The sequence below is a fragment of the Shinella zoogloeoides genome, from assembly GCF_003574625.1.
In the GTDB taxonomy this organism is placed as follows: domain Bacteria; phylum Pseudomonadota; class Alphaproteobacteria; order Rhizobiales; family Rhizobiaceae; genus Shinella; species Shinella zoogloeoides_A.
In genome coordinates, this window is record NZ_QNUJ01000009.1 from 147,936 (window position 1) to 171,295 (window position 23,360).

The following is a 23,360-nucleotide window of genomic DNA, read 5'->3' on the forward strand; positions in this document are numbered from 1 at the left end:
ACGGCGTCCTCTTCGGGTTTACTGCGCGATCAGCTTGTCGAAAAGCGCCTGATCGTAATCCGAATAGATGTAGCCGTCGGCCGGGAACTGGTCGGCGCGGGCGAGGTAGCTGTCGATCGAGCTGTCGTCGATGACCGGCAGCGGAACCTTGATGAAGGCGGGAACGTCCTTGCCTTCCAGCGCCTGCACGGCCGTGTAGACGGAAAGCGCGCCGAGCCAGTTCGGCTGCATCGTCGCCCAGCCCTTCAGGCCCTTTTCCTTCCACAGTTCCAGGAACTGACGGGCATTCTCGCCGGTGATCGGAACCTGCTCGCGGCCCTGGCGGTCGAAGGCCATGACGGAACCGGCCGAAAGCGCGCCGCCGAGCGAGAGCACGCCGTCGATCTCCGGATTGGCGAAGAGCAGGCTCGTCATCGCTTCCTGCGCCGGGGCGACGTTGTATTCGGTGTTCGTCTCGGTGATGATCTCGAGACCCGGATTGGCGTCGAGCACCGGCTGGGCGCCCTTGCGGCGGTCATCGCTGACGGAAATGCCGGCCGGACCGTTCATGACGATGATCTTGCCCTTGCCGCCGAGCTGGTCGGCAAGCCACTTGGCGGCGCCCGCGCCCCATTCACTGGAATCGGTGTTGATCTTCGCCGTCACCTTGTCGGTGTTGACGAGGCTGTCGAAATTCACGACCGCGATGCCCTTGTCGCAGGCATCCGAAATGACGCGGTCGAGCGCGTTGGACGAGCCGGCGATGACGACGATGGCGTCGACATTGGCGTCGATCATCGACTGGATGTGCTGGATCTGCGTCTGGGCGTTGCCCTGCGCGTCCGTGATCATCAGGTCCTTGACGAGGCCGTCCTTCTTCAGCGTCTCGACCTCGGCGGCAATCGTGCCTTCGGTCTGCTTCATCCAGGTCGGCACCGAATAGATGTTGGCCCAGCCGATCGTGTAGGGCGCCTTGCGATCGCCCTTGATGCAGTTGGCGGCAGCCGACGCCGTGCCGGCGCCGAAGACGAGGAGAGCCGCGGCGGCAGCGGCACCCGCGAGAAGGCGGCTGCGCAGCGAGGCGGACGGGCGGTGCTTGGAATTGTTCATGTCGATCCCCTTTTTGTGCGGCAGCAGGAACGGGCTTGCCATCCGTTTATGTCCAATATAATGTACATATGATCTTTATAGCGGACGGCGCGATCTTATGCCGATTTTTCCGCCCCGCAAGAGGGGCGTGAAAATTTCCCTGGCGGGGACGGAAAACGAGCGGATTGACAGATGCCGCGGCCGGCGTGACAAGCTGGCGCGACAAAAGAGGATGGACAGGCATGGATGCGATTGCGGACGAAGCAGGCGGCAAGCGGGCGAGAGGGCTCGACCGGGCCTTCGAGATCCTCGATTTCCTGCGCCAGAAGCGCCAGCCGCTGAAGCCGAACGAGATCGCCGCGCAGATCGGCGCGCCGCGCTCATCGGTCTACGAGCTGGTGAACCTCCTCTTGCGCAACGGCATCCTGGAGTTCACCGGCGGCGAGGGCCGCGTCTATCTCGGCCGCAAGCTTTATTTCCTCGGCGCGGCCTACGAGAACCATTTCGACTTTACCCGCGAATGCGAGGCGGCGCTCGACCGGCTTGCCGACGAGACACGCGAAACCGCGCAGTTCTGCATGCTGGACGGCAACAAATATACGGTCGTGCGCATGCGCGAGGGCGCCCGGCCCTTCCGCATCTCCACCGACATGGGCCAGTCGGTGCCGATCCCGTGGACCGCCTCGGGCCGCCTGCTGGTCGCGCATATGACGGATGCGGAGATCCTCGCCTTCATCCCCCCGGAGGATTTCCGCCTGCCGAGCGGCGAATGGCTCGATCCGCAGGCATTCCTCGCCGAGGTACGGCAATCGGCAGCCGACGGCTTCTTCACCTTCAACAGCATCGTCGACAGCTTCACCCATTGCTTCGCCGTGCCCGTCATGGATGAGGAGCGCCATGCCATGGCGACGCTCTGCCTCGTTGCCCCGCGCGCCGACGGCCTTGCCAACCGCGACCGCTACCTCGCCTGCCTGAAAGACGCCGCCGCCACGCTCGGCCACATGCCGGCACGGGCGAAACGCGCCTGATACGGGCTATTATTTATTGGATAGCCAGCGATCCATCCCGAGCGCGGCCGCACGGCCGGTGGCAAGGCACGCCGTCAGCAGGTAGCCGCCGGTCGGCGCTTCCCAGTCGATCATCTCGCCCGCGACGAAGACGCCGGGCAGCGCCCTCAGCATGTAGCCCTCGTCGATGGCGTCGAACCTCACGCCGCCCGCCGACGAGATCGCCTCGGCAATCGGCCGCGGGCGCACGGGGCGGAGCGGCACCGCCTTGATCGCCGCCGCCAGAGCTGCGGGAGCCAGTCCGGCCGCATCGGGAATGCAGGCCCGCAGCAGCGCCGCCTTGACCCCGTCGAGCCCGGCGCCCTTGCGCAGCCGGGTGGAAAAGCTCGCCTTGCCGCCCTGCCGGGCGAGATCCGCGGCCAGCCGCTCCACCGTACGGCCCGGCGCGAGATCGAGCGTAAGGATCGCCGTCCCGGTCCCGTCCAGCGCATCGCGGAGCGCTGCCGCATGGGCATAGATCAGGCTGCCCTCGACGCCCGAGGCCGAGATGACGAATTCGCCGGGGATCGTCCCGGCCGCAGAGCGCGCCGTGACGCCCTTGACCGGCGCGCCCGCGAATTTCTCCACGAAGAACGCCGGCCACTCGACATCGAAACCGCAATTGGCCGGCCGGAAGGGCGCGATATCGACGCCCCTTTCGGCAAGCGCACCAACCCAGGCGGCATCCGAGCCGAGCCGCGGCCAGCTCGCCCCGCCAAGCGCCAGGAGGATCGCATCGAAGGCCATCGTCACCGCACCGTCCGGCGTCTCGACCGCCAGCCCCTCCGGCGCAAAGCCCGTCCAGCGATGGCGCACGCGGATATCGATCCCCTGCCCCTCCAGCCGCGCCCGCCAGGCGCGCAGCAGAGGCGAGGCCTTCATCACGGTCGGGAACACCCGGCCGGACGATCCGACGAAGGTCTGCGTGCCGAGCCCGGATGCCCAATCCCGCAGATCGTCCGGCGGGAAGGCATCGAGCGTCGCGCGCAGATGCCCGTTCGCCGCGCCGAAACGGGTGGCGAAGCGCTCATAGGGTTCGGAATGGGTGATGTTGAGGCCCGACTTGCCGGCGAGCAGGAACTTTCGCCCGACCGTCGGCATCGCCTCCAGCACCGTCACGGCATGGCCGCGCGCGGACAGCATCTCTGCCGCCATCAGCCCGGCCGGCCCGCCGCCGACGATCCCGATCCGCTTTGCCATCCTGTTCCCGCGCAATGACATTTCGATAGAGCGGTCCACCGCCACATTGCCGCCGATGCGCCCGTCATAACGCAATCGCGGCGGCGGCGACAGGTCAGCCTGCGAGGCCCGGCGCCTCGTGCCCGGTCTGGGCGACATATTCGGTATAGCCGCCCGGATACTGGTGGATGTCGTCACCGTTGAGCTCCAGCACCCGGTTCGACAGCGCGCCGAGGAAATGGCGGTCGTGCGAGACGAAGAGCATGGTGCCCTCGTATTCCGACAGCGCCTTGATCAGCATCTCCTTGGTGTCGAGATCGAGATGGTTGGTCGGCTCGTCGAGGATGAGGAAGTTCGGCGGATCGAACAGCATCGCCGCCATGACGAGCCGCGCCTTCTCGCCGCCGGACAGCACCCGGCACTTCTTCTCCACGTCGTCGCCGGAAAAGCCGAAGCAGCCGGCCAGCGTGCGAAGCGGCCCCTGCCCCGCCCGCGGAAACTCCGCCTCCAGCCATTCGAACACGGTCAGGTCGCCGTCGAGGAGATCCATCGCATGCTGTGCAAAATAGCCGACCTTGACGCTCGCCCCGATGGTCACGCTACCGGCATCGGGTACCGCGGCACCGGCGACGAGCTTCAGCAGCGTCGACTTGCCCGCGCCGTTGATGCCCATCACGCACCAGCGTTCCCGGCGGCGGATCAGGAAGCTGAAATCCTCGTAGATCGCCCGGCTGCCATAGGCCTTGCCGACATTCTTGAGGCTGACCACGTCCTCGCCCGAGCGCGGTGCCGGCTGGAATTCGAACATCACCGTCTGGCGCCGGCGCGGCGGCTCGACGCGCTCGATCTTGTCGAGCTTCTTCACCCGGCTCTGCACCTGCGCGGCGTGCGAGGCGCGCGCCTTGAAGCGCTCGATGAACTTGATCTCCTTGGCGAGCATCGCCTGCTGGCGCTCGAACTGCGCCTGCTGCTGCTTCTCGTTCTGCGCGCGCTGCTGCTCGTAGAAGCCGTAGTCGCCGGAATAGGTGGTCAGCGAGCCGGCATCGATCTCGATGATCTTGTTGACGATGCGGTTCATGAACTCGCGGTCGTGCGAGGTCATCAGCAGCGCGCCGTCATAGCCCTTGAGGAACTGCTCCAGCCAGATCAGGCTTTCGAGGTCGAGATGGTTGCTCGGCTCGTCGAGCAGCATGACGTCCGGCCGCATGAGCAGGATGCGGGCGAGCGCCACGCGCATCTTCCAGCCGCCCGAAAGCTTGCCGACGTCGCCGTCCATCATCTCCTGGCTGAAGCTGAGGCCCGCCAGCACCTCGCGCGCCCGGCTCTCCAGCCCGTAGCCGTCGAGCTCCTCGTAGCGCGCCTGCACCTCGCCGTAGCGCTCGATGATCGCATCCATCTCGTCCAGCCGGTCGGGATCGACCATCGCCGCCTCGAGTTCGCGCAGTTCCGCCGCGACGGAACTCACCGGCCCCGCCCCGTCCATCACCTCGGTGACCGCGCTGCGCCCCGCCATCTCACCGACATCCTGGCTGAAATAGCCGATGGAGACATGCTTCTCGACGGAAACCTGCCCCTCGTCCGGTAGCTCCCGCCCGGTGATCATGCGGAAGAGCGTCGTCTTACCCGCCCCGTTGGGCCCGACCAGCCCGATCTTCTCCCCGCGGTTCAGCGCGGCGGAGGCCTCGATATAGAGGATGCGGTGGCTGTTGGACTTGCTGATATTCTCGATGCGGATCATGGAAGGAAGCCTCGTCGTGTCCCGCGCCCTATGCCACGAGGCAGTGCGGCAAGTCCATGCGGGTGCGGCGGCGAATCTCCATGAAATGTGCCGGCTCCGTATCTCGTGCGCGAGACCCCTGCCCGCGCGGCGCGCTGGACCACCGGTCTCGATTGATGTTATATTCAATTATCCTAAAATTAAGAATCTGTCCTGGCCATGGGAGGCTTCCATGCGTGAACCGGATATGCAGAAACTCGACACGCTCGTCGGCCGCCTCGTCGGCGATATCGGCGCCGCGGTAACGGGCGCCCTGGTCGTGCTCGGCGACCAGGTGGGTATTTTCAGGGCGATGGCCGACGGCGAGCCGGTAAACGCCCGGGAGCTTGCGGCGAAAACCGGGCTGAAGGAGCGCTACCTGCAGGAATGGCTCAGCGCTCAGGCCGCCGCCGACTATATCGACTATGACGAAGCAACGAACCGTTTCAGCCTGACGCCGGAGCAAGCGATGGTATTTGCCGAGGAGAACAGCCCGGCCTTTTTCGTCGGCGCATTCGAGGTCGTCCAGTCCATGTGGGTGGACGAACCGAAGGTCGCCGACGCGTTCCGCACCGGCAAGGGCGTCGGCTGGCATGAGCACAGCACCTGCCTTTTCCGCGGAACCGAACGGTTTTTCCGTCCCGGCTACAACAGCCATCTGGTGACCGAATGGATTCCGGCCCTCGACGGCGTCGAGGAAAAACTCAGGTCAGGCGCCAGTGTCGCCGACGTCGGCTGCGGCCATGGCGCATCGACCATCCTGATGGCACAGGCCTATCCGGCATCTCGATTCCTCGGCTTCGACTATCACGGCCCCTCGATCGAAAGGGCAAGGGCAGCGGCCGAAAAGGCCGGAGTGGCCGATCGGGTCACCTTCGAGCAGAGCGCGGCAGCGCAGTTTCCGGGCCGCGACTACGACATGATCGCGATGTTCGACTGCCTGCATGACATGGGCGACCCGGTGGGCGCCGGACGACACGTGCGAGAAACGCTCGCCCCGGACGGAACATGGATGATCGTCGAACCATTCGCGCATGATCATCTCAAGGACAATCTCAACCCGGTCGGCCGTGTCTATTACGGCGCATCGACAATGATCTGCACGCCCGCCTCGCTCTCCCAGGACGTGGGACTCGGGCTTGGCGCACAGGCAGGGGAACTGCGCCTTCGCAAGGTCGCGCTCGATGCGGGCTTCACCCGTTTCCGCCGGGCAACAGAAACGCCGTTCAACATGGTATTCGAGGTGCAGGCTTGAAAGGCGGCAATCGCCACGCGTGAAGAGCGTCTATCCGCAAAAGGCGGATGAAGAACACCCATCGCCATCGGAACAGCCGATGAAGACCCTCACCAGTTGCCGGGATCCGCCGTGTGATCGGTCAGCGCGTATTCCTCCGCCTTTTCCGGATCGAGCACCAGCTCCGTCGTCATGTTCTTCGCGTCGGTGACCCGATAGGTGACCGGCACAGGGTCCCTGCTGAGTTCGCGATACATCATCAGCGCGGCTTCCTCGGCGGTATCCGCTTCGACTTCAATGCCGGTCGTGACCGTGAACATCGCCATGGCATCACCTCGCTGCGCATCGGTTCTCGTCAGCAGCAGTGTAGCCCTCGCGCCGATCGAGCGCCAGACTCGCGCAACGGATCGGAGAGCCATCCCGTCTCGTTCGGAAAAATATCGATCTATTGGAAACTTATGGCGGAGAGGGTGGGATTCGAACCCACGATACCCTTGCAGGTATGCCGCATTTCGAGTGCGGTGCATTCGACCACTCTGCCACCTCTCCGGATGTCGGTCGGCGCCTTCAGCGCGGGGCGGTACATAGCGGGTGTCGGGCGGGGGCGCAAGGGGGCAGAAAGCATCTAATTGCAATGGTGACGGAAATCTCCTTGACAGTTTTCATCGGCTCACCTATTGCGCAAGGTGCAGTGGCATAGGTCTCACCTGTGCCGCGACGATGGTTCTTTGTGCCGTACTTCCTCGCTTCGCGGGGATCATGCCGGCAGGAACCGACCTAACCGGCGGGGCGCCAATGCCTCTCCATTCGTAGCGACTGACAAAAAGACGGCCGTGCCCTCAAGGGCAAAGAGCCGGCACGAACATGAAAGGATATAAAATGTTCGCAGTCATCAAGACCGGCGGTAAGCAGTACCGCGTGGCCGCCAACGACGTCCTGACGGTTGAAAAGCTGTCCGGCGAAGCTGGTGCGAAGATCGAATTCACCGAAGTGCTGATGGTCGGCGTCGGCGCCGATGCCACGATCGGTGCGCCCTTCGTCGAAGGCGCCGTCGTGACCGCCGAAGTCGTCGAGCATGGCCGTGGCAAGAAGGTTATCGCCTTCAAGAAGCGCCGCCGCCAGAACTCGAAGCGCTCGCGCGGCCATCGCCAGCACAACACGACTGTCCGTATCGTCGAGATCGCGGCAGCCGGCGGCAAGGCAAAGAAGGCTTCCAAGAAGTCTGAAGCCGAAGCCGTTGCAGCAGCCGAATAATCCGGACAGGTAAAGGAGAACTCCCATGGCACACAAAAAAGCTGGCGGCTCCTCGCGCAACGGTCGCGATTCCCAGTCCAAGCGCCTCGGCGTGAAGAAGTTCGGCGGCGAAGCCGTCCTCGCAGGCAACATTATCGTCCGTCAGCGCGGCACGCAGTGGCATCCCGGTGCCAATGTCGGCCTCGGCAAGGATCACACGATCTTCGCCCTTACAGCTGGCAATGTGAATTTCCGTACGAAGGCCAACGGTCGCGTCTACGTGTCTGTAATGCCGAAAGCGGAAGCAGCGGAATAAGCCGGTAGCGCTCTAAAACAGCCGGCGTCTCATCGACCCGGCTGACGCTACAGGTTTCGGACCTGCAGGAAAAAAAGGGAGATGAGGCAAGTCCTTATCTCCCTTTTTCCGTTCTGGAGGAACGAGCCATGCAGACCGAATTGTTGCGGGAAGACCAATCAAGGTCTCCCAAGGAAAGGCTGAGGCCTGAACGGTCGAGGACCGATTGCCCGATCTTGCTGTCGCCGAGGCTCGTCATGAGAGCCCCGCACGAAGACGACATCGACGCCCTTGCCCATCTTGCCAACAACGCCAACATCGCCAACATGGTCGCCCGCATGCCGCACCCGTACACGGTTGCGGACGCCGCTGATTTCGTGCGACGCACACGCGCCGGCGCGATTGGCAAGTGCGTCTATGCCATTACGAAAGCCGACAACGGCGCCTTCCTCGGCTGCTGCGGGATCGAACCGCACGAGGACGGACGCACGGTCGAGCTCGGCTACTGGCTGGGCGAGCCCTACTGGAACCAGGGTTATGTCACCGAGGCGGCGCATGCGCTGATCGACATGGTCTTCCGCACCCGCGATGTCGAGCAGATCGATGCGCGCTGCCGGGTCATGAACATCCCCTCGCGCCGGGTCATCCAGAAGTGCGGCTTCCAGTTCCAGGCGACCGGCATGGTGCAGAGCCTCGCCGTCGGCGGCATGGTGCCCGTCGAATGGTACAGGCTCGACCGCAAGACCTGGGTTTCGCTGAAGAGCTGGGGAGGCATGCGATGAACGCCATGCAGACCCAGAGGGACCGCGAGCGCGTTACCGGCCCCGGCCCCGGCCCGACCATCCGGACGGCGCGCCTCACCCTGCGTCCGCACCGCATGTCCGATGCGGATGCCATCGCCCAGTCGCTCGGCGATTTCGAGGTCTCGCGCATGCTGGCGCGGGCCCCCGCCCCCTATGACCGGCAGGATGCGGCCGAATGGCTCACCATTGCGACCACCGATCTCAACGAGGGCTGGGCCTTCGCCATCACCACCGGCGACGACGTGCATATCGGCTGCGTCTCCTTCGAGTGGCTCGGCGGGGAATGGCATCTCGGCTACTGGCTGAACCGCTTCTACTGGCGGCGCGGCTATATGAGCGAGGCGGTGCACGCGGCAACGGCGCGGTTCATGACGCGCATGCCCGGAACGGACATCCATTCCGGCGTCTTCGCCGACAACCCCGCTTCGCTGAGGGTCCAGGAGAAGGCGGGCTTCCGCATCACCGGATGCAGCGACCTCTATTGCGTCGCCCGGGGCTCGATGGTCCCGCATATCGAGACGCGGCTGGAGCCGGGCGACTTCCGCCCGGCAATCCCGCGGCAGTAAGAAAGAACGGGGCGGATCGCTCCGCCCCGCTTCCATGTCAGGACAATTCGAACCAGACCGGCATATGGTCGGAGCCGAAGGCGGTCTCATCGACCCAGGCATCCGTCAGCCGCTCCACGAGGCCGTGGCTGAGGAAGCAGTAGTCGAGGAACATGCGGTCGGCATGGTCCTTGGGGTTGATCCAGCTGAAGCTTCCGGCATGGCGCTTGCCGAGGCCGGCCAGCGCATCCACCGGGTTGGTGGCGCGGATCTGCCGTCCGTAGAGGGGATCGACGCCGCCGGCCATCTCGCAATATTCCGGCGATTCCGGCACCATGTTGAAGTCGCCCATCAGCACGTAATCGTCGGGCGCCAGCGGTTCGGCAAGGCCGAATTCATGCGCGCCGGAAATGGCCCCGCCCTCGTCGCCGTAGAGCCTGGCGCGGTCCTTGAGGTAGCGGATCTGCGCGATGCGCTCGTCGCGGTGGACGTGATCGAGATGCACGGAATAGACGCGGATCGGCCCGCCGGGCGTCGCGATGACCGCCTCGGTCGCGCCGCGCTGCAGGTTCAGCTTGTCGAGGGTGCGCGTGCGCGGCAGGAGGATCGTGCGGGTCGAGAGGATCGGCCAGCGCGAGAAGATCATGTTGCCGAACTGGAAGCGGCGATTGACCACCCGGCCCTTCTCGATCGCCGATCCGGCATCGAGATCGCAGGCCGGGCCGAAGACGGAATAGTGGTTGGCGAGCAGCGTGCGCAACTCGGCGACCATGTCGACATGGCCGTTGCGGTGGAAGTTCCGCGTCACTTCCTGCAGGGCGATGATATCGGCGCCGTGAATGCTGGAGGCGATGCGCGGCAGGTCGAAGCGATCATCGAGACCGATGCCGTACTGGACGTTGTAGCTGACGAATTTCACGATAGTCTTTGACCTCTGCGGGAAGCGGCTATATCGAAGACGGCAAAATGACCATGACGATCAAAGTAAAGCAAACGGCGAGCCAATGAAGTTCCTGGACGAAGCAAAAGTCTATATCCGCTCCGGCGACGGCGGGGCAGGGGCTGTCTCGTTCCGCCGCGAAAAATTCGTGGAATTCGGCGGCCCTGACGGCGGCGACGGCGGGCGCGGCGGCGACGTGTGGGTGGAGGCCGTCAACGGCCTCAACACGCTGATCGATTTCCGCTTCCAGCAGCACTTCAAGGCGTCCATCGGTACGCACGGCATGGGCCGCAACCGCACCGGCGCGAACGGCGCCAGCGTGACGCTGAAGGTGCCGGTCGGCACGCAGATCTTCGAGGAAGACAACGAGACGCTGATCATCGACCTTGTGACCGAGGGACAGCGCTTCAAGCTGGCCGCCGGCGGCAATGGCGGCTTCGGCAACGCCCATTTCAAGTCGGCCACCAACCAGGCGCCGACCTGGGCCAATCCCGGCCTTGCCGGCGAGGAGAAGACGATCTGGCTTCGCCTGAAGCTGATCGCCGATGCCGGCCTCGTCGGCCTGCCGAATGCCGGAAAGTCGACCTTCCTTGCGACCTGCACGCGCGCCCGGCCGAAGATCGCCAACTATCCGTTCACGACGCTGCATCCGAATCTCGGTGTCGCGACCATCGACGGCGCGGAATTCATCCTTGCGGACATTCCGGGCCTTATCGAGGGGGCGCATGACGGTATCGGTCTCGGCGACCGTTTCCTCGGTCATGTCGAGCGCACGCGCGTTCTGCTGCATCTCGTCTCCGCGCAGGAGGAGGATGTCGCGAAGGCCTACAAGACCGTGAAGCGCGAACTGGAGGCCTATGGCGGCGGCATCACCGACAAGCCGGAGATCGTCGCGCTGTCGCAGATCGACGTGCTCGACGAGGATGAGCTGAAGAAGAAGTCCAAGGCGCTGGCGAAGGCCTGCGGGCAGACGCCGCTGCAGCTTTCCGCGGTCGCCAATGTCGGCATGATCGGCACGCTGCGCGCGGTGCGCGACATCATCGTTCAAGCGAAGAATTCCGGATCCGACGACTGAGATGACGAAGAACCGCAAACCGCTCGGAAAATACCGCCGGATTGTGATCAAGATCGGCTCGGCACTGCTCGTCGACCGGGCGAGCGGCCTGAAGAAGGCTTGGCTCGACGCCATGTGCCGGGATATCGCGGCGCTCCGGGCCGGCGGCACGGACGTTCTCGTCGTCTCCTCAGGCGCCATCGCGCTCGGCCGCTCGGTGCTGAAGGTGCCGGCCGGCGCGCTGAAGCTGGAGGAAAGCCAGGCGGCAGCAGCCGTCGGCCAGATCGCGCTTGCCCGCGCCTGGTCGGAAAGCCTTTCGGCTGACGGCATCGTCGCCGGGCAGATCCTGCTGACGCTGGGCGACACGGAAGAGCGCCGCCGCTATCTCAACGCCCGCGCGACGATCAACCAGCTCCTGAAGCTCGGCGCCGTGCCGATCATCAACGAGAACGACACGGTCGCGACGACGGAAATCCGCTATGGCGACAACGACCGGCTCGCCGCTCGCGTCGCCACGATGACGGGCGCGGACCTGCTGGTTCTGCTCTCGGATATCGACGGGCTCTACACGGCCCCGCCGCATCTCGACCCCGAGGCGCGTTTCCTTGAGACCATCGACGCCATCACGCCGGAGATCGAGGCGATGGCGGGCGGTGCGGCCTCGGAACTGTCGCGCGGCGGCATGCGCACCAAGATCGACGCCGGCAAGATCGCGACGGGCGCGGGCTGCGCCATGATCATCGCCTCGGGCAAGGTCGACCATCCGCTGCGCGCCATCGAAGAGGGTGCGCGCTCCTCCTGGTTCGCCCCCTCGGGTTCGCCCGTTACCGCGCGGAAAACGTGGATTGCCGGGCAGTTGCAGCCGGCCGGACGGCTGGAAATCGATGCGGGCGCGGAAACGGCGCTTTCGGCCGGCAAGAGCCTGCTGCCCGCCGGGGTGCGCGGCGTCTGGGGTTCGTTCTCGCGCGGCGACACGGTTTCGATCTACGGCGCGAGCGGGCGCGAGATCGCGCGCGGCCTTGCCGGCTACGATGCCGATGAAGCGCGGCTGATCGTCGGCAGGAAATCGGCCGATATCGCCGCCATTCTCGGTTATGCCGGGCGCGCCGCGATGGTGCACAGGGACGATCTCGTGGTGACCGGGCTGCCTGTCGCCACCGAGGCGGGGAGGGATTTGAGCCATGCTTGACCAGGTGAAGACCGACATCGACAGCCTGATGGCCGAAATCGGCCGCAACGCCCGCGCCGCCGCCCGCCCGCTCGCCATCGCCACGGCCGATCAGAAGAACCGCGCCCTTGAAGCCATGGCTGCGGAAATCCTCGCGCATCGCGAGGCGATCCTTGCCGCCAATGCCATCGACCTTGCCAATGCGAAGGAAAGCGGCGTCGCGGCCTCCTTCATCGACCGGCTGACGCTGACGGCCGAGCGCATCGAAGGCATTGCCGGCGCGATCCGCGACATCGCCGCGCTCAAGGACCCTGTCGGCGACGTCATCGCCGAATGGGACCGGCCGAATGGCCTTCATATCGAGCGCGTGCGCACGCCGCTCGGCGTCATCGGCGTCATCTACGAGAGCCGTCCGAACGTGACGGCGGATGCCGGCGCGCTGTGCCTGAAGGCCGGCAATGCCGTGATCCTGCGCGGCGGCTCGGACAGCGTGAATTCATCGCAGGCGATCCATTCCTGCCTCGTCGCCGGATTGAAGGCCGCCGGCCTTCCGGAACATGCGATCCAGTATGTGCCGGTGACGGACCGCGCCGCCGTCGGCGCCATGCTGTCCGGCCTTGGCGGCGCCATCGACGTCATCGTGCCGCGCGGCGGCAAGAGCCTCGTCGCCCGCGTGCAGAGCGAGGCGCGCGTGCCGGTCTTCGCCCATCTCGAAGGCCTCTGCCATATCTACGTCGACAAGTCCGCCGATCTGGACATGGCGAAGAAGATCGCCGTCAATGCCAAGATGCGCCGCACGGGCATCTGCGGTTCGATGGAGACGCTGCTGATCGATCGTGCCGTCGCAGACACCCATCTCGCCCCGCTGGTCGAAGGCCTTGTCGCCGCCGGCTGCGAAGTGCGCGCGACGGAGGAAATCCGCGCCCACATCCCGAACCTCGTTGCCGCGACGGAAGCGGACTGGTCGACGGAATATCTCGACGCCATCCTCTCGGTCTCGCTGGTCGACGGCATTTCCGGCGCGATCGAGCACATCAACCGATGGTCCTCCGCCCATACGGAAGCCGTCATCGCCGAGAATCCCGCCGTCGTCGAGCGTTTCTTCACGGAAATCGATTCGGCCATCCTCCTGCACAATGCCTCCACCCAGTTTGCCGATGGCGGCGAGTTCGGCATGGGCGGCGAGATCGGCATCGCCACCGGCAAGATGCATGCGCGCGGCCCCGTCGGCGTCGAGCAGCTCACCTCCTTCAAATACCGCGTGCGCGGCACCGGACAGGTGCGGCCCTGAGGTGACGGCGGACACGGTTGCAGAGCGCTACCTCAGGATGCCCCATGTCGAGAAAGGCATGTCGGTGGGCCTTTTCGGCGGCTCCTTCAACCCGCCGCACCAGGGCCATGCGCTCGTCGCGGAAACCGCGCTGCGCCGCCTCGGCCTCGACCAGCTCTGGTGGATGGTGACGCCCGGCAACCCGCTGAAGGACCACCGGGAACTGGCCCCGCTCGCCGAGCGCATCCGCCTCAGCGAGGCCATCGCACCCGGTCCGCGCGTCAAGGTGACGGCCTTCGAGAAGCGGCTCGGCCAGAGCTACACGGCCAAGACGCTCGAACGGGTCCAAGCGCTGAACCGCGGCGTGAATTTCGTCTGGATCATGGGCGCCGACAATCTCGGCACCTTCCATCACTGGCAGAACTGGCGGAAGATCGCCTGCACCTTCCCCATCGCCGTCATCGACCGGCCGGGCTCGACGCTCTCCTATCTATCCTCCCGCATGGCCAAGACCTTCGACCATGCCCGGGTCGACGAGGAGGATGCCATGTCGCTTCCCGGCCGCCCGGCGCCGGCCTGGACCTTCATCCATGGGCCACGCTCGGCCCTCAGTTCCACGGCGCTGCGCAAGGGCGCGACGCTAGAGAAAACCATCCCTCAGAAGTGACGTCTTGAAACTGCCCCCCATCGGTGCCTACATTTGGTAGGTGCCGGCGCGTTTTGCCGGTACGGGACGTGCTGCTTGTATCCAGAAAGGAACGAACCTGACAACAGTGCACGCAAAGGGAAACGTCGTCGGCGTTTTCTCCAGGAGCGCGGGAAGGGGCGATGATGCCGCCGACCGGGCCCTTCAACTGGTCCTCGCAAGCCTCGAGGACTCCAAGGCGGAAGATATCGTCACCATCAACATTGCCGGAAAATCGGCGCTGGGCGACTACATGGTGGTCGTGTCCGGACGCTCGAACCGTCATGTCATGGCGATCGCCGATCACCTCATCACCGATCTCAAGGACGAAGGCCTGGGCAATGCCCGCGTCGAAGGCCTGGAGGCGGGCGACTGGGTGCTGATCGACACGGGCGATATCATCATCCACGTGTTCCGGCCGGAAGTCCGGGAGTTCTACAACATCGAACGGATGTGGGCGGCTCCCGAGATCGAGGACGGCACGGTACACTAATCCAGACGCCGGGCACCTGTCCGGCGAAAGCAGGCGGTGGCGCGGCTGCGCGTCACCCGAACGGACAGGGCTTGAGGCGATGCGGGTTGGACTTTTTTCGGTGGGACGGCTGAAGGCCGGCCCTGAGAAGGAACTTGCGGCCCGCTATATCGACCGTTTCGCGAAGGCCGGTCCCGCCATCGGCCTCGAACTCGGCAAGCTCGCCGAAGTCGGCGAAAGCCGGGCCGGCAATGCCGAGACGCGCAAGCGCGAGGAAGCGGCCATGCTGGAAAAGGCGCTGCCCGACGGCGCCGTGCTGATCCTGCTCGACGAGCGCGGCAAATCGCTCGATTCCCCGGCCTTTGCCGATCTTCTCGCCGGCTTCCGCGATTCCGGCAAACGCGAGCTGATGATCGCCATCGGCGGTGCAGACGGGCTCGACCCCGCCCTTTACGAGCGCGCCAACGCCACGCTCTGCCTCGGCAAGATGACCTGGCCGCACCAGCTCGTGCGCATTCTGCTGGCCGAACAGCTCTACCGCGCCGTCACCATCCTCTCCGGCCATCCCTACCACCGCAGCTGACGGATAGCGTCATGGCCGCGCAAGCCTCGCGCCCCATGATGGCGGAGGCCGTATTTTTGGCGCTGTTTGTTGGCGAAATCGGCAAATCAGCATAGAGCAGGTCCAGCAAAACGTTCGGCCCAAAAAATGTTCGGAACGCGATGAGGAAGACCGGCACAGCCAATCCGGGTGAAGGTGTCAGCCGCCTGCTGCGGCCGGCCATGCTCTCGGCTGCCCTGTCGCTGGCCCTCCTTCCCCACCCGCTCGCCGCCGAGCCCAACGAGACATCCGTCGCGCTGGAAAAGACCGGCTCACTGCCGAAAGCCGAGCCCGATCCCGCCGCGGCGCTCGCCCTTCGCCGCGACAGCACGCGCCGGGAGCTTGACGCCCTTTCCCAGTCGATCACCGTTTCGTCGGAAAAGACCAGGCAACTCGAAGCGGAGATCGCCAATCTCGACAAGTCGCGCCAGAGCCTGCGCGAGGCGATCGTCCAGTCGGCGGCCAGGCGCAAGGCGATGGAGGAGAAGATCCTCGACGGCGAGAAGCGGCTGGAGGGCATGCGCGACCGGGAAGCCGGCGTGCGCGCCTCGCTGCACGAGCGGCGCGGCCTGCTCGCCGAAGTGCTCGCCGCGCTCCAGCGCATGGGGCGAAACCCGCCGCCCGCCCTCCTCGTGACCCCGGAAGACGCGCTTTCCTCGGTGCGTAGCGCCATCCTGCTCGGCGCCGTCGTGCCCGGCATCCGCAAGGAGACGGATGCGCTCATCGACGACCTTGCCGCGCTGATGGACATCAAGAGCAATATCGACCGTGAAAGAACCGAGCTGACCGACGCCATGCAGGTGCGCATCGAGGAGGAGAAGCGCTCGGAAATGCTGATCGCCGAGAACGAGGCGCTGACCGAGACCAATGCCCGCACACTCGCCGCCGAACGGCGCCGCGCGGAGGAACTGGCCGCCCGCGCAACCAGCCTCGAAGGGCTGATCGGCAGCCTGGAGCAGGAGATCGGCTCGGTGCGCGACGCCGCTGCGCTGGCCCGCGCCAGGGAAGAGGAACGGCGCGGACAGAGCGAGGCGGAACGCGAGAAGGCGAGGGCTCTCGCCCGCGACAGCGTGCCCGACAAAAACCGCATTGCTCCGGCATACGAATTTTCGCAGTTGCAGGCAAAACTCGACTATCCCGTGGCGGGAGACGTGCTGCGCCAGTTCGGCGAGGCGGACGGCACCGGCCACGATTCGCAGGGGCTGACGCTGGCGGCCAATCCGGGCGCGCTGGTCACGGCTCCCTCGGACGGATGGATCGTCTTTGCCGGAACGTTTCGCAGTTACGGGCGCATGATCATCCTGAATGCCGGAGAAGGCTACCATCTCGTGCTTTCCGGCATGGACAGGGTGAGCGTGCGGGAGGGTCAGTTCGTCGTGGCGGGAGAACCGCTCGCCGTGATGGGTGAAAAAAGGGTCGCGAGTGTCAACGCTTTGGCGCTGGAAACGGACAAGCCGACACTTTACATTGAATTCCGAAAGAACGGAAAACCGGTTGATTCCCGGCCGTGGTGGTCCGCCAAGAAATCTGGAAAGGCACGCAATGATTCGTAGGGCTTCACTTGTTATTGTCGGTGCACTCATGGGTGCTACGGCCATGAGCGTCATCAACACGGTAACCCTGCCCGCGGAAGCAGCCGGTTCGTCGACCTATCGCGAACTGTCCATCTTCGGTGACGTGTTCGAACGCGTGCGCGCCCAGTATGTGACGCCGCCGAAGGAAGACCAGCTCATCGAGAATGCCATCAACGGCATGCTCTCCTCGCTCGATCCGCATTCCTCCTACATGAATGCCAAGGACGCCGAGGACATGCGCACCCAGACGCGCGGCGAGTTCGGCGGCCTCGGCATCGAAGTCACGATGGAAGACGAACTCGTCAAGGTCATTACGCCGATCGACGACACGCCGGCCGCCCGCGCCGGCGTTCTTGCCGGCGACTTCATCTCGAAGATCGACGGCCAGGACGTCCGCGGCCTGAAGCTGGAAGACGCGGTCGAGAAGATGCGCGGCGCCGTCAACACGCCGATCAAGCTGACGCTGATCCGCAAGGGCGCCGACAAGCCGATCGAGCTGACCATCAAGCGCGACATCATCGCCGTGAAGGCCGTGAAGTTCCGCGTCGAGAACGATGTCGGCTACCTGCGCGTCATCTCCTTCACCGAGAAGACCTTCGACGACCTCGAAACCGCCATCGCCAAGATCAAGGAACAGGTCCCGGCCGACAAGCTGAAGGGCTACGTGCTGGACCTCCGCCTCAATCCGGGCGGCCTGCTCGACCAGGCGATCAACGTTTCCGACGCCTTCCTCGAGCGCGGCGAGGTCGTTTCGACCCGCGGCCGCAACGAAGACGAGACCCGTCGCTTCAACGCCTCGCCGGGCGACCTTTCCGACGGCAAGCCGGTGGTCGTGCTGATCAACGGCGGCTCGGCCTCGGCCTCGGAAATCGTCGCGGGCGCGCTGCAGGATCTGCGCCGCGCCACCGTCGTCGGCACCCGTTCCTTCGGCAAGGGCTCGGTCCAGACCATCATTCCGATGGGCGACGCCGGCGCGCTGCGCCTGACGACGGCGCTCTACTACACGCCGTCCGGCAAATCGATTCAGGGCACCGGCATCACGCCGGACATCACGATCGACCAGCCGCTGCCGCCGGAACTGCAGGGCAAGGTCGAGAACGCCAGCGAATCGAGCCTGCGCGGCCATATCCAGGGCCAGAGCGAGACGGACCAGGGCTCCGGTTCCTCCGCCTACGTTCCGCCGGAAGCCAAGGACGACGTCCAGCTTCAGTATGCGCTGGAACTGCTGCGCGGCCAGAAGACCGACCCGTCCTTCCCGGCCAATCCGGAAAAGGCCGAGCTGAAGAAGTAAGACATCTGCGCAGGGCCCGCCGTCGGCAGGCCCTGTTTCCCCCGCACCTTTCGGCCAGCGCGGACTGACCTTGGGCACAGATATTCACGCACCTCTCGGCCAGGACCGCAAGGCAAGGCCCGGACCGGCGGGACCCTCCCGGTTCTCCGCCGGCACCCTTGTGTCCGCGCTCGTCGTCGCCGGCCTTCTCGGCTTTTCCGGCTGGACGGCGCTGGCGCCGAGCAGCCTTGCCACCACGCCTTTCACGCCTCCTTCCGAAGACGCCCATGCGGCGGCCGACAAGGCCGACCAGAAAACCGCCGAGGCGAAGGGCGGCGTGCGGCGCGCAAACGGCCTTTCCGGCGCCCGCGTCGAGGAAACGACGACCGACGACGGCAATGTCGTGCGCACCTATTCTCCCGGCACGCGCGACGGCAAAGGACCGCTCCTCATCGAGGCGAACCGCATCGGCCAGGATCCGCGCACCGCGGCCTTCCCCAACGACGCCCTGCTGGAAGAGACCTCGGACGGCAAGATTCCCGTCATCGGCCTCGACGGCACGCGGCCGATGGACCAGTATGCCCGGCCCTGGTCCGGCGCGCGCGGCACGCGCATCGCCATCGTGGTCGGCGGCCTCGGCCTCAGCCAGACGGGCACGCAACGCGCCATCCGCGAGCTGCCGGCGGAAGTGACGCTCGCTTTTGCCGCCAGCGGCAACAGCCTTTCGCGCTGGATGCAGGAAGCTCGCCGCGGCGGCCATGAAATCCTCCTGCAGATGCCGCTGGAACCCTTCGACTATCCGCAGAACGATCCCGGCCCTTATACGCTGCGCACGGATTTCAGCGAGACGCAGAACCTTGCCGAACTGCACCGCGCCATGGCGAAGATCACCAACTATACCGGCCTCGTGAACTTCATGGGCGGGCGCTTCCTTGCCGATGCCGACGCGCTGGAGCCGGTGATCCGCGATGTGGCCAGCCGCGGCCTGCTCTTCCTCGACGACGGCAGCTCCGCCCAGTCGCTTTCCGGCACGATCGCCGGGGCGGTGGAGGCTCCGCACGCCTTCGCCGACCTCCAGCTCGACGCCGACCTTTCCCGCGAGGCGGTGCTGAAGAAGCTCGACGAGCTGGAGCGCATCGCTCGCCGCAACGGCACGGCGATCGGCATCGCCTCGGCCTTCGACGAAAGTGTGGACGCCATCGGCAAATGGTGCGAGGAAGCGGAGACCCGCGGCATCGAGATCGTCGGCGTCGCGTCGCTCGCAGCCGTTCCCGCCAGAAAATAGGACATCTCAATGGGCAAGGATAAGGACAAGGTGGTTCGGGCCGAGGACCTGCCGTATCGCCCCTGCGTCGGCATCATGGTGCTGAACGCCGAAAACAGGGTCTGGGCCGGCCGGCGCCTGGCTGTCGGCAATTCCGAATATGACGGCTCGCCGCAGCTCTGGCAGATGCCGCAGGGCGGCATCGACAAGGGCGAGGACCCGCTGGAGGCCGCCTACCGCGAACTCTACGAGGAGACCGGCATGAAGAGCGTGTCGCTCCTCGCCGACGCCGGGCGCTGGATCAACTACGACCTGCCCACCCACCTGATCGGGATCGGCCTCAAGGGCAAGTATCGCGGCCAGACGCAGCGCTGGTTCGCCTTCCGCTTCGAAGGCGGCGAAAGCGAGATCGCCATCAACCCGCCGCCCGGCGGCCACGAGGCCGAGTTCGACGCCTGGGAATGGAAGGCGATGCGCGACCTGCCGGAGCTGATCGTGCCCTTCAAGCGCAAGGTCTACGAGGAGGTCGTCTCGACCTTCGCGCATCTGGCGCCCTGATCGGGGCCAAGAGGCAAGCCGCCGCGCCACCGGCAACAAAAAACCCCGGCAAAGCCGGGGTTTTCCATATCTGCGGGAATTGAAAGCCTATTCGGCTTCGTTGGCCGGCGCTGCGTTGAGCTGGCCGTATTTTTCCTCGCCGAGCTTGCCGAGCAGTTCGAGCTGGGTTTCGAGGAAGTCGATATGGCCTTCCTCGTCGATCAGCAATTCTTCGAACAGCTTCATGGTGACATAGTCGCCGGCCGCGTGACAGATGTCGCGCGACTTCTTGTAGGCCGCGCGGGCGTCGTATTCGCCGGCAAGGTCGGCTTCCAGGACTTCCTTGACGTTCTGGCCGATGCGCAGCGGTGCGACGGTCTGCAGGTTCGGGTGGCCTTCGAGGAAGATGATGCGGGCGACGAGCTTGTCGGCGTGCTGCATCTCTTCGATGGACTCGGCACGCTCCTTCTTGGCGAGAAGCGTGTAACCCCAGTCCTCGAGAAGGCGGTAGTGGAGCCAGTACTGGTTGACAGCACCCAGCTCGAGATAGAGCGCTTCGTTAAGCTGCTCGATGACCTTTTTGTCGCCTTTCAAGATCCGCTCTCCTGTTCTCTTCATGGAATTGTTTGAGGCGGGTCATGAAATCAAATATCTCGGCATCCGTCGAGTCACGACGGGCGTGATACGCTTCGGTCGTCCGAATGATGATATCGACCACGTTGGGGAAGCAGCCGCAGCAACGGCCGCGCTTCTGCATGGCGTGATAGACCTTTGCAGGCACGATGAGCTGCCAACAGTCCTCGTCGAGAAGGCCGTTGATCACGTCGACGATTTCTTTTTCGGTGATGAAGTTGCAGCTGCAAACCAGCATTTCGTCTTGCCTGCTATACGCAAAGTCCTGAATTTCCGGGGATTAAGCAAAAGAGGATATTCGTTGTCAAGAATGAACCGGGCAGTCTCGCCGCCCGATTCGTTTAGAGCTGTTCTAATCTTGACAAAAGATATCGCCTTTTCAGTCGGTTACGGATTTTCATCGAATGCAGACCCCGGGCTTGCTGCGGCAAACTGACCGATCACGTTTTGTTGCAGACGACCGTCGGCAAGAGCCTTCGCAGCGCGCAACACGGCACACCCAAATTCGCCCCTCGAAAAACGCTGAAAATCGTCTATATGACGGGCAAAGGAGTGCCCATGGCCCGCATCGACCAGACCGAGGATTGGCAGACCCGCCACGCCCCGACCATCAGCACCTTCGAATCCCTGGCGCTGGAGGCTTACGGCCACCTGCCGGAGGAGTTCCGCGCGCTGACGGGCAACCTCATCATCGAGATCGCCGAATTCCCGAGCGACGACGTCTTCGAGGACATGGCGCTGGAAACGCCCTTCGACCTGCTCGGCCTCTTCGAGGGCCGCGGCATCAGCGAGCGCTTCACGGTCGAGACCGGCGAGATGCCGAACCGCATCACCCTCTACCGCCGCCCGATCCTCGATTACTGGGCGGAGAACGAGGAAACGCTCGGCGACATCATCACCCATGTCCTCATCCACGAGATCGGCCACCATTTCGGCCTGTCGGACGACGACATGGAGCGCATCGAGGCGAGCGCGGAGATCGCGGCAGGGTAGGGCGGCCGTACGAAACCCGCCCGTATCGAAAAGCCTGCTACCTCTCTATCGTCATGATCGGACCTGACCCGACCATCCATACCGCGGATGCCGCGTGGATCCTCGGGTCAAGCCCGAGGATGACAATGGAGAGGAAGGCGACCGACTCTGACAGCGTACAGTCCGCTGTTCCGCAGCGTCTCTTACTGCTCCGAAAGCTTGATATCCGGCGTATACTCCTTGCCGGGCACGTCCTTCACCACAGCCTGGCCGCATTGCATGATCTTCGCCTCCGCATTGTAGGCGTAGCTCGGCGAGCCGTGCAGCTCCCAGCCCTTGTTCAGCGCCAGCGTGACCTTGTGGCAGAAGGAGGCATCGTCGGGGCCGGTCAGGAAGCGGTAGACTTTCATGCGTTCTTCTTTCTCTCGTTGATGAGGTCGGCCTTGGCGAGAAGGCGCTCGGCCTGCTCGGCATGGAGCTTTTCCACCATGCGGCCGGCGATATTGACGACGGCCTTGCCCGCATTGTCGGGCGCACCGAAGGCGGCGACGATGGCAAGAGCCTCGGCGGCCTCCGCCTCCGTCACGCCATAGGCCGCATTGGCCCCGGCGATCTGCGTCGGATGGATGAGCATCTTGCCATCAAAACCCATCTGGCGTCCCTGCCGGCATTCCGCCGCGAACCCGTCCTCGTCGGCAAAATCGTTGAAGACGCTGTCGATGACATCAAGCCCGCAGGCGCGCGCCGCGACGACCGCCTGCAGCAGCAGCGGCACGAGGAAGGGGCGGCCCGGAATATCGGCGATGCCGGTTTCCCTGCGCAGGTCGTTGAGCCCGACGACGAAGCAGTCGAGCCGGCCGCCATGGGTGCGCCCCGTCTCGGCGATGGCCGCAAGGTTGAGGAGCGCGGCCGCCGTCTCGATCATCGCCCAGAGGCGCGGGCCGTCGTCGACGCCCGCCTCGGAAAGCCAGTCGGCGACGGTGAGCACGTCCTGCGGCTCGCTGACCTTGGGCAGCAGCACCGCATCGGGCATGCAGTCGAGCACCGCTTCGAGGTCCAGCACGCCGTCCGGGCCGTCGAGCGGATTGATGCGGATGACATGCTCCCGGCCGCCCGATCGGTCGAGCGTCGAAAAATGCGCGACCAACGCCGCGCGCGCCTCGGCCTTCTTCTCCGGCAGCACGGAATCCTCGAGGTCGAAGATGATCGCATCGCAATCGAGCGAGGCGGACTTGGCGAGCGCCCGCGGATTGACGGCGGGAACGCTCAGTACCGAGCGGCGCAGGCGAAGCGGATGATGGTGCGGTGTCCTGTTCATCCGTCCTTTTTGCCGCGCTTTGTCGCAGCCCGCAAGCGCCTGCAGGTTCGGCCTTGCAATGAACAAAATCACCCCCCACATTGCTGTCATAGAAAGGGCAAATCAATGCAGCGCATCCGCTCCATCGTCTTCACCGTCTTCGCCATGCTGGTCGCCGGCGCGACCTTCCTGTTCGCGGCCTCCATCGGCCTTGCCATCGCCGGCATCGTCACCGTGCTGATGCTCGGCTCCATGCTCGCGAACAAGCTCCAGCCGGCCCCCGTCCGCGCCACCGCGCGCAACGACCGCAGGGCACCCGGCCAGCGCGAACCGCGCATCTGGAACGACGGCCGGGGCACGATCATCGACCTCTGAGGAAGCCTTCTTCCGGCAGGATACCGGGCGTCGCGCACGCCCGGTCTTTGCGTTTGCGGCCGGCGATCAAGATTCTCCTTCAAATTCCG

At 65.0% G+C, this 23,360-nt stretch carries 26 protein-coding genes, 1 tRNA gene and 1 pseudogene; 18 read left to right on the plus strand and 10 right to left on the minus strand.

Annotated features, from left to right (window positions below; translation table 11 throughout):
- Nucleotides 1–18: 18 nt before the first annotated feature.
- Nucleotides 19–1,089 (minus strand): ABC transporter substrate-binding protein, encoded by a 1,071-nt coding sequence (locus tag DSD28_RS18495; protein WP_119258017.1) that lies wholly within the window; start codon nucleotides 1,087–1,089, stop codon nucleotides 19–21.
- A 221-nt stretch (nucleotides 1,090–1,310) separates the two neighbouring features.
- Here DSD28_RS18495 and DSD28_RS18500 point away from each other — a divergent pair, with 221 nt between their 5' ends.
- The gene (locus DSD28_RS18500) at nucleotides 1,311–2,096 is read left to right on the plus strand and encodes an IclR family transcriptional regulator (RefSeq protein WP_119257894.1); all 786 of its coding nucleotides are present in this window, start codon (nucleotides 1,311–1,313) and stop codon (nucleotides 2,094–2,096) included.
- Between the two features lie 9 nt (nucleotides 2,097–2,105).
- Here the strand turns inward: DSD28_RS18500 and DSD28_RS18505 are convergent, their stop codons facing one another.
- Nucleotides 2,106–3,314 carry a TIGR03862 family flavoprotein gene (locus DSD28_RS18505; protein WP_119257895.1) on the minus strand — a complete coding sequence of 403 codons (1,209 nt, stop codon included), beginning with the start codon at nucleotides 3,312–3,314 and terminating at the stop codon, nucleotides 2,106–2,108.
- A 94-nt stretch (nucleotides 3,315–3,408) separates the two neighbouring features.
- Nucleotides 3,409–5,031 carry an ABC-F family ATP-binding cassette domain-containing protein gene (locus DSD28_RS18510; RefSeq protein WP_119257896.1) on the minus strand — a complete coding sequence of 541 codons (1,623 nt, stop codon included), beginning with the start codon at nucleotides 5,029–5,031 and terminating at the stop codon, nucleotides 3,409–3,411.
- Nucleotides 5,032–5,242: 211 nt separating this feature from the next.
- Between DSD28_RS18510 and DSD28_RS18515 the strand changes: the two genes are divergently transcribed.
- A complete protein-coding gene (locus tag DSD28_RS18515) occupies nucleotides 5,243–6,304 on the plus strand; it encodes a class I SAM-dependent methyltransferase (RefSeq protein WP_119257897.1) in 1,062 nt (353 codons plus the stop codon).
- 89 nt (nucleotides 6,305–6,393) lie between these two features.
- Here the strand turns inward: DSD28_RS18515 and DSD28_RS18520 are convergent, their stop codons facing one another.
- Nucleotides 6,394–6,609, minus strand: a complete 216-nt coding sequence (locus DSD28_RS18520; RefSeq protein WP_119257898.1) for a hypothetical protein — start codon at nucleotides 6,607–6,609, stop codon at nucleotides 6,394–6,396.
- A gap of 133 nt (nucleotides 6,610–6,742) precedes the next feature.
- Nucleotides 6,743–6,832: transfer RNA gene (locus tag DSD28_RS18525), tRNA-Ser, on the minus strand.
- A 330-nt stretch (nucleotides 6,833–7,162) separates the two neighbouring features.
- Between DSD28_RS18525 and rplU the strand changes: the two are divergent.
- The 4 genes and pseudogenes from rplU to DSD28_RS18545 all read left to right on the plus strand — a co-directional run.
- Nucleotides 7,163–7,474 (plus strand): annotated as a pseudogene (gene rplU, locus DSD28_RS18530) (50S ribosomal protein L21); the annotation flags it as partial.
- Between the two features lie 88 nt (nucleotides 7,475–7,562).
- Nucleotides 7,563–7,832, plus strand: coding sequence for a 50S ribosomal protein L27 (rpmA, locus tag DSD28_RS18535; protein ID WP_119257900.1), 270 nt, complete (start codon nucleotides 7,563–7,565; stop codon nucleotides 7,830–7,832).
- A 128-nt stretch (nucleotides 7,833–7,960) separates the two neighbouring features.
- Complete coding sequence (locus DSD28_RS18540) at nucleotides 7,961–8,593, plus strand: GNAT family N-acetyltransferase (protein ID WP_119257901.1); 633 nt, start codon at nucleotides 7,961–7,963, stop codon at nucleotides 8,591–8,593.
- Complete coding sequence (locus DSD28_RS18545) at nucleotides 8,590–9,180, plus strand: GNAT family N-acetyltransferase (RefSeq protein WP_119257902.1); 591 nt, start codon at nucleotides 8,590–8,592, stop codon at nucleotides 9,178–9,180. Before DSD28_RS18540 ends, DSD28_RS18545 begins: the two co-directional genes overlap by 4 nt.
- Before the next feature lie 37 nt (nucleotides 9,181–9,217).
- On the opposite strand, the gene DSD28_RS18550 is transcribed toward DSD28_RS18545, so the two are convergent.
- On the minus strand, nucleotides 9,218–10,078 hold the full coding sequence (locus tag DSD28_RS18550; RefSeq protein ID WP_119257903.1) for an endonuclease/exonuclease/phosphatase family protein: 861 nt from the start codon (nucleotides 10,076–10,078) through the stop codon (nucleotides 9,218–9,220).
- A gap of 85 nt (nucleotides 10,079–10,163) precedes the next feature.
- On the opposite strand from DSD28_RS18550, the gene obgE reads away from it, so the two are divergent.
- The 10 genes from obgE (at nucleotide 10,164) to DSD28_RS18600 (ending at nucleotide 20,015) form a co-directional block, all read left to right on the plus strand.
- A complete protein-coding gene (gene obgE, locus DSD28_RS18555) occupies nucleotides 10,164–11,174 on the plus strand; it encodes a GTPase ObgE (RefSeq protein ID WP_119257904.1) in 1,011 nt (336 codons plus the stop codon).
- A 1-nt stretch (nucleotide 11,175) separates the two neighbouring features.
- Nucleotides 11,176–12,342 (plus strand): glutamate 5-kinase, encoded by a 1,167-nt coding sequence (gene proB, locus DSD28_RS18560; protein WP_119257905.1) that lies wholly within the window; start codon nucleotides 11,176–11,178, stop codon nucleotides 12,340–12,342.
- The gene (locus DSD28_RS18565; RefSeq protein ID WP_119257906.1) at nucleotides 12,335–13,612 is read left to right on the plus strand and encodes a glutamate-5-semialdehyde dehydrogenase; all 1,278 of its coding nucleotides are present in this window, start codon (nucleotides 12,335–12,337) and stop codon (nucleotides 13,610–13,612) included. The genes proB and DSD28_RS18565 overlap by 8 nt, the downstream gene beginning before the upstream one ends.
- Before the next feature lie 37 nt (nucleotides 13,613–13,649).
- The gene (locus tag DSD28_RS18570; protein ID WP_245424876.1) at nucleotides 13,650–14,258 is read left to right on the plus strand and encodes a nicotinate-nucleotide adenylyltransferase; all 609 of its coding nucleotides are present in this window, start codon (nucleotides 13,650–13,652) and stop codon (nucleotides 14,256–14,258) included.
- A gap of 40 nt (nucleotides 14,259–14,298) precedes the next feature.
- Nucleotides 14,299–14,769 carry a ribosome silencing factor gene (gene rsfS / locus DSD28_RS18575; protein ID WP_119257908.1) on the plus strand — a complete coding sequence of 157 codons (471 nt, stop codon included), beginning with the start codon at nucleotides 14,299–14,301 and terminating at the stop codon, nucleotides 14,767–14,769.
- A 79-nt stretch (nucleotides 14,770–14,848) separates the two neighbouring features.
- On the plus strand, nucleotides 14,849–15,331 hold the full coding sequence (rlmH, locus tag DSD28_RS18580; RefSeq protein WP_119257909.1) for a 23S rRNA (pseudouridine(1915)-N(3))-methyltransferase RlmH: 483 nt from the start codon (nucleotides 14,849–14,851) through the stop codon (nucleotides 15,329–15,331).
- Nucleotides 15,332–15,471: 140 nt separating this feature from the next.
- Nucleotides 15,472–16,902 (plus strand): murein hydrolase activator EnvC family protein, encoded by a 1,431-nt coding sequence (locus tag DSD28_RS18585; protein ID WP_119257910.1) that lies wholly within the window; start codon nucleotides 15,472–15,474, stop codon nucleotides 16,900–16,902.
- Nucleotides 16,892–18,214 (plus strand): S41 family peptidase, encoded by a 1,323-nt coding sequence (locus DSD28_RS18590; protein WP_119257911.1) that lies wholly within the window; start codon nucleotides 16,892–16,894, stop codon nucleotides 18,212–18,214. The genes DSD28_RS18585 and DSD28_RS18590 overlap by 11 nt, the downstream gene beginning before the upstream one ends.
- Before the next feature lie 70 nt (nucleotides 18,215–18,284).
- The gene (locus tag DSD28_RS18595) at nucleotides 18,285–19,478 is read left to right on the plus strand and encodes a divergent polysaccharide deacetylase family protein (RefSeq protein ID WP_119257912.1); all 1,194 of its coding nucleotides are present in this window, start codon (nucleotides 18,285–18,287) and stop codon (nucleotides 19,476–19,478) included.
- 9 nt (nucleotides 19,479–19,487) lie between these two features.
- On the plus strand, nucleotides 19,488–20,015 hold the full coding sequence (locus tag DSD28_RS18600; RefSeq protein WP_119257913.1) for an RNA pyrophosphohydrolase: 528 nt from the start codon (nucleotides 19,488–19,490) through the stop codon (nucleotides 20,013–20,015).
- Between the two features lie 87 nt (nucleotides 20,016–20,102).
- On the opposite strand, the gene bfr is transcribed toward DSD28_RS18600, so the two are convergent.
- The gene (gene bfr / locus DSD28_RS18605; RefSeq protein ID WP_119257914.1) at nucleotides 20,103–20,588 is read right to left on the minus strand and encodes a bacterioferritin; all 486 of its coding nucleotides are present in this window, start codon (nucleotides 20,586–20,588) and stop codon (nucleotides 20,103–20,105) included.
- A complete protein-coding gene (locus tag DSD28_RS18610; protein WP_119257915.1) occupies nucleotides 20,554–20,865 on the minus strand; it encodes a (2Fe-2S)-binding protein in 312 nt (103 codons plus the stop codon). Before DSD28_RS18610 ends, bfr begins: the two co-directional genes overlap by 35 nt.
- Before the next feature lie 320 nt (nucleotides 20,866–21,185).
- Between DSD28_RS18610 and DSD28_RS18615 the strand changes: the two genes are divergently transcribed.
- On the plus strand, nucleotides 21,186–21,620 hold the full coding sequence (locus tag DSD28_RS18615; protein ID WP_119257916.1) for a metallopeptidase family protein: 435 nt from the start codon (nucleotides 21,186–21,188) through the stop codon (nucleotides 21,618–21,620).
- Between the two features lie 182 nt (nucleotides 21,621–21,802).
- On the opposite strand, the gene DSD28_RS18620 is transcribed toward DSD28_RS18615, so the two are convergent.
- Nucleotides 21,803–22,009, minus strand: a complete 207-nt coding sequence (locus DSD28_RS18620; protein ID WP_119257917.1) for a DUF1737 domain-containing protein — start codon at nucleotides 22,007–22,009, stop codon at nucleotides 21,803–21,805.
- Nucleotides 22,006–22,917 (minus strand): HpcH/HpaI aldolase/citrate lyase family protein, encoded by a 912-nt coding sequence (locus DSD28_RS18625; protein WP_119257918.1) that lies wholly within the window; start codon nucleotides 22,915–22,917, stop codon nucleotides 22,006–22,008. Before DSD28_RS18625 ends, DSD28_RS18620 begins: the two co-directional genes overlap by 4 nt.
- 105 nt (nucleotides 22,918–23,022) lie before the next feature.
- Here DSD28_RS18625 and DSD28_RS18630 point away from each other — a divergent pair, with 105 nt between their 5' ends.
- On the plus strand, nucleotides 23,023–23,271 hold the full coding sequence (locus DSD28_RS18630) for a hypothetical protein (protein ID WP_119257919.1): 249 nt from the start codon (nucleotides 23,023–23,025) through the stop codon (nucleotides 23,269–23,271).
- Nucleotides 23,272–23,360: the final 89 nt, after the last annotated feature.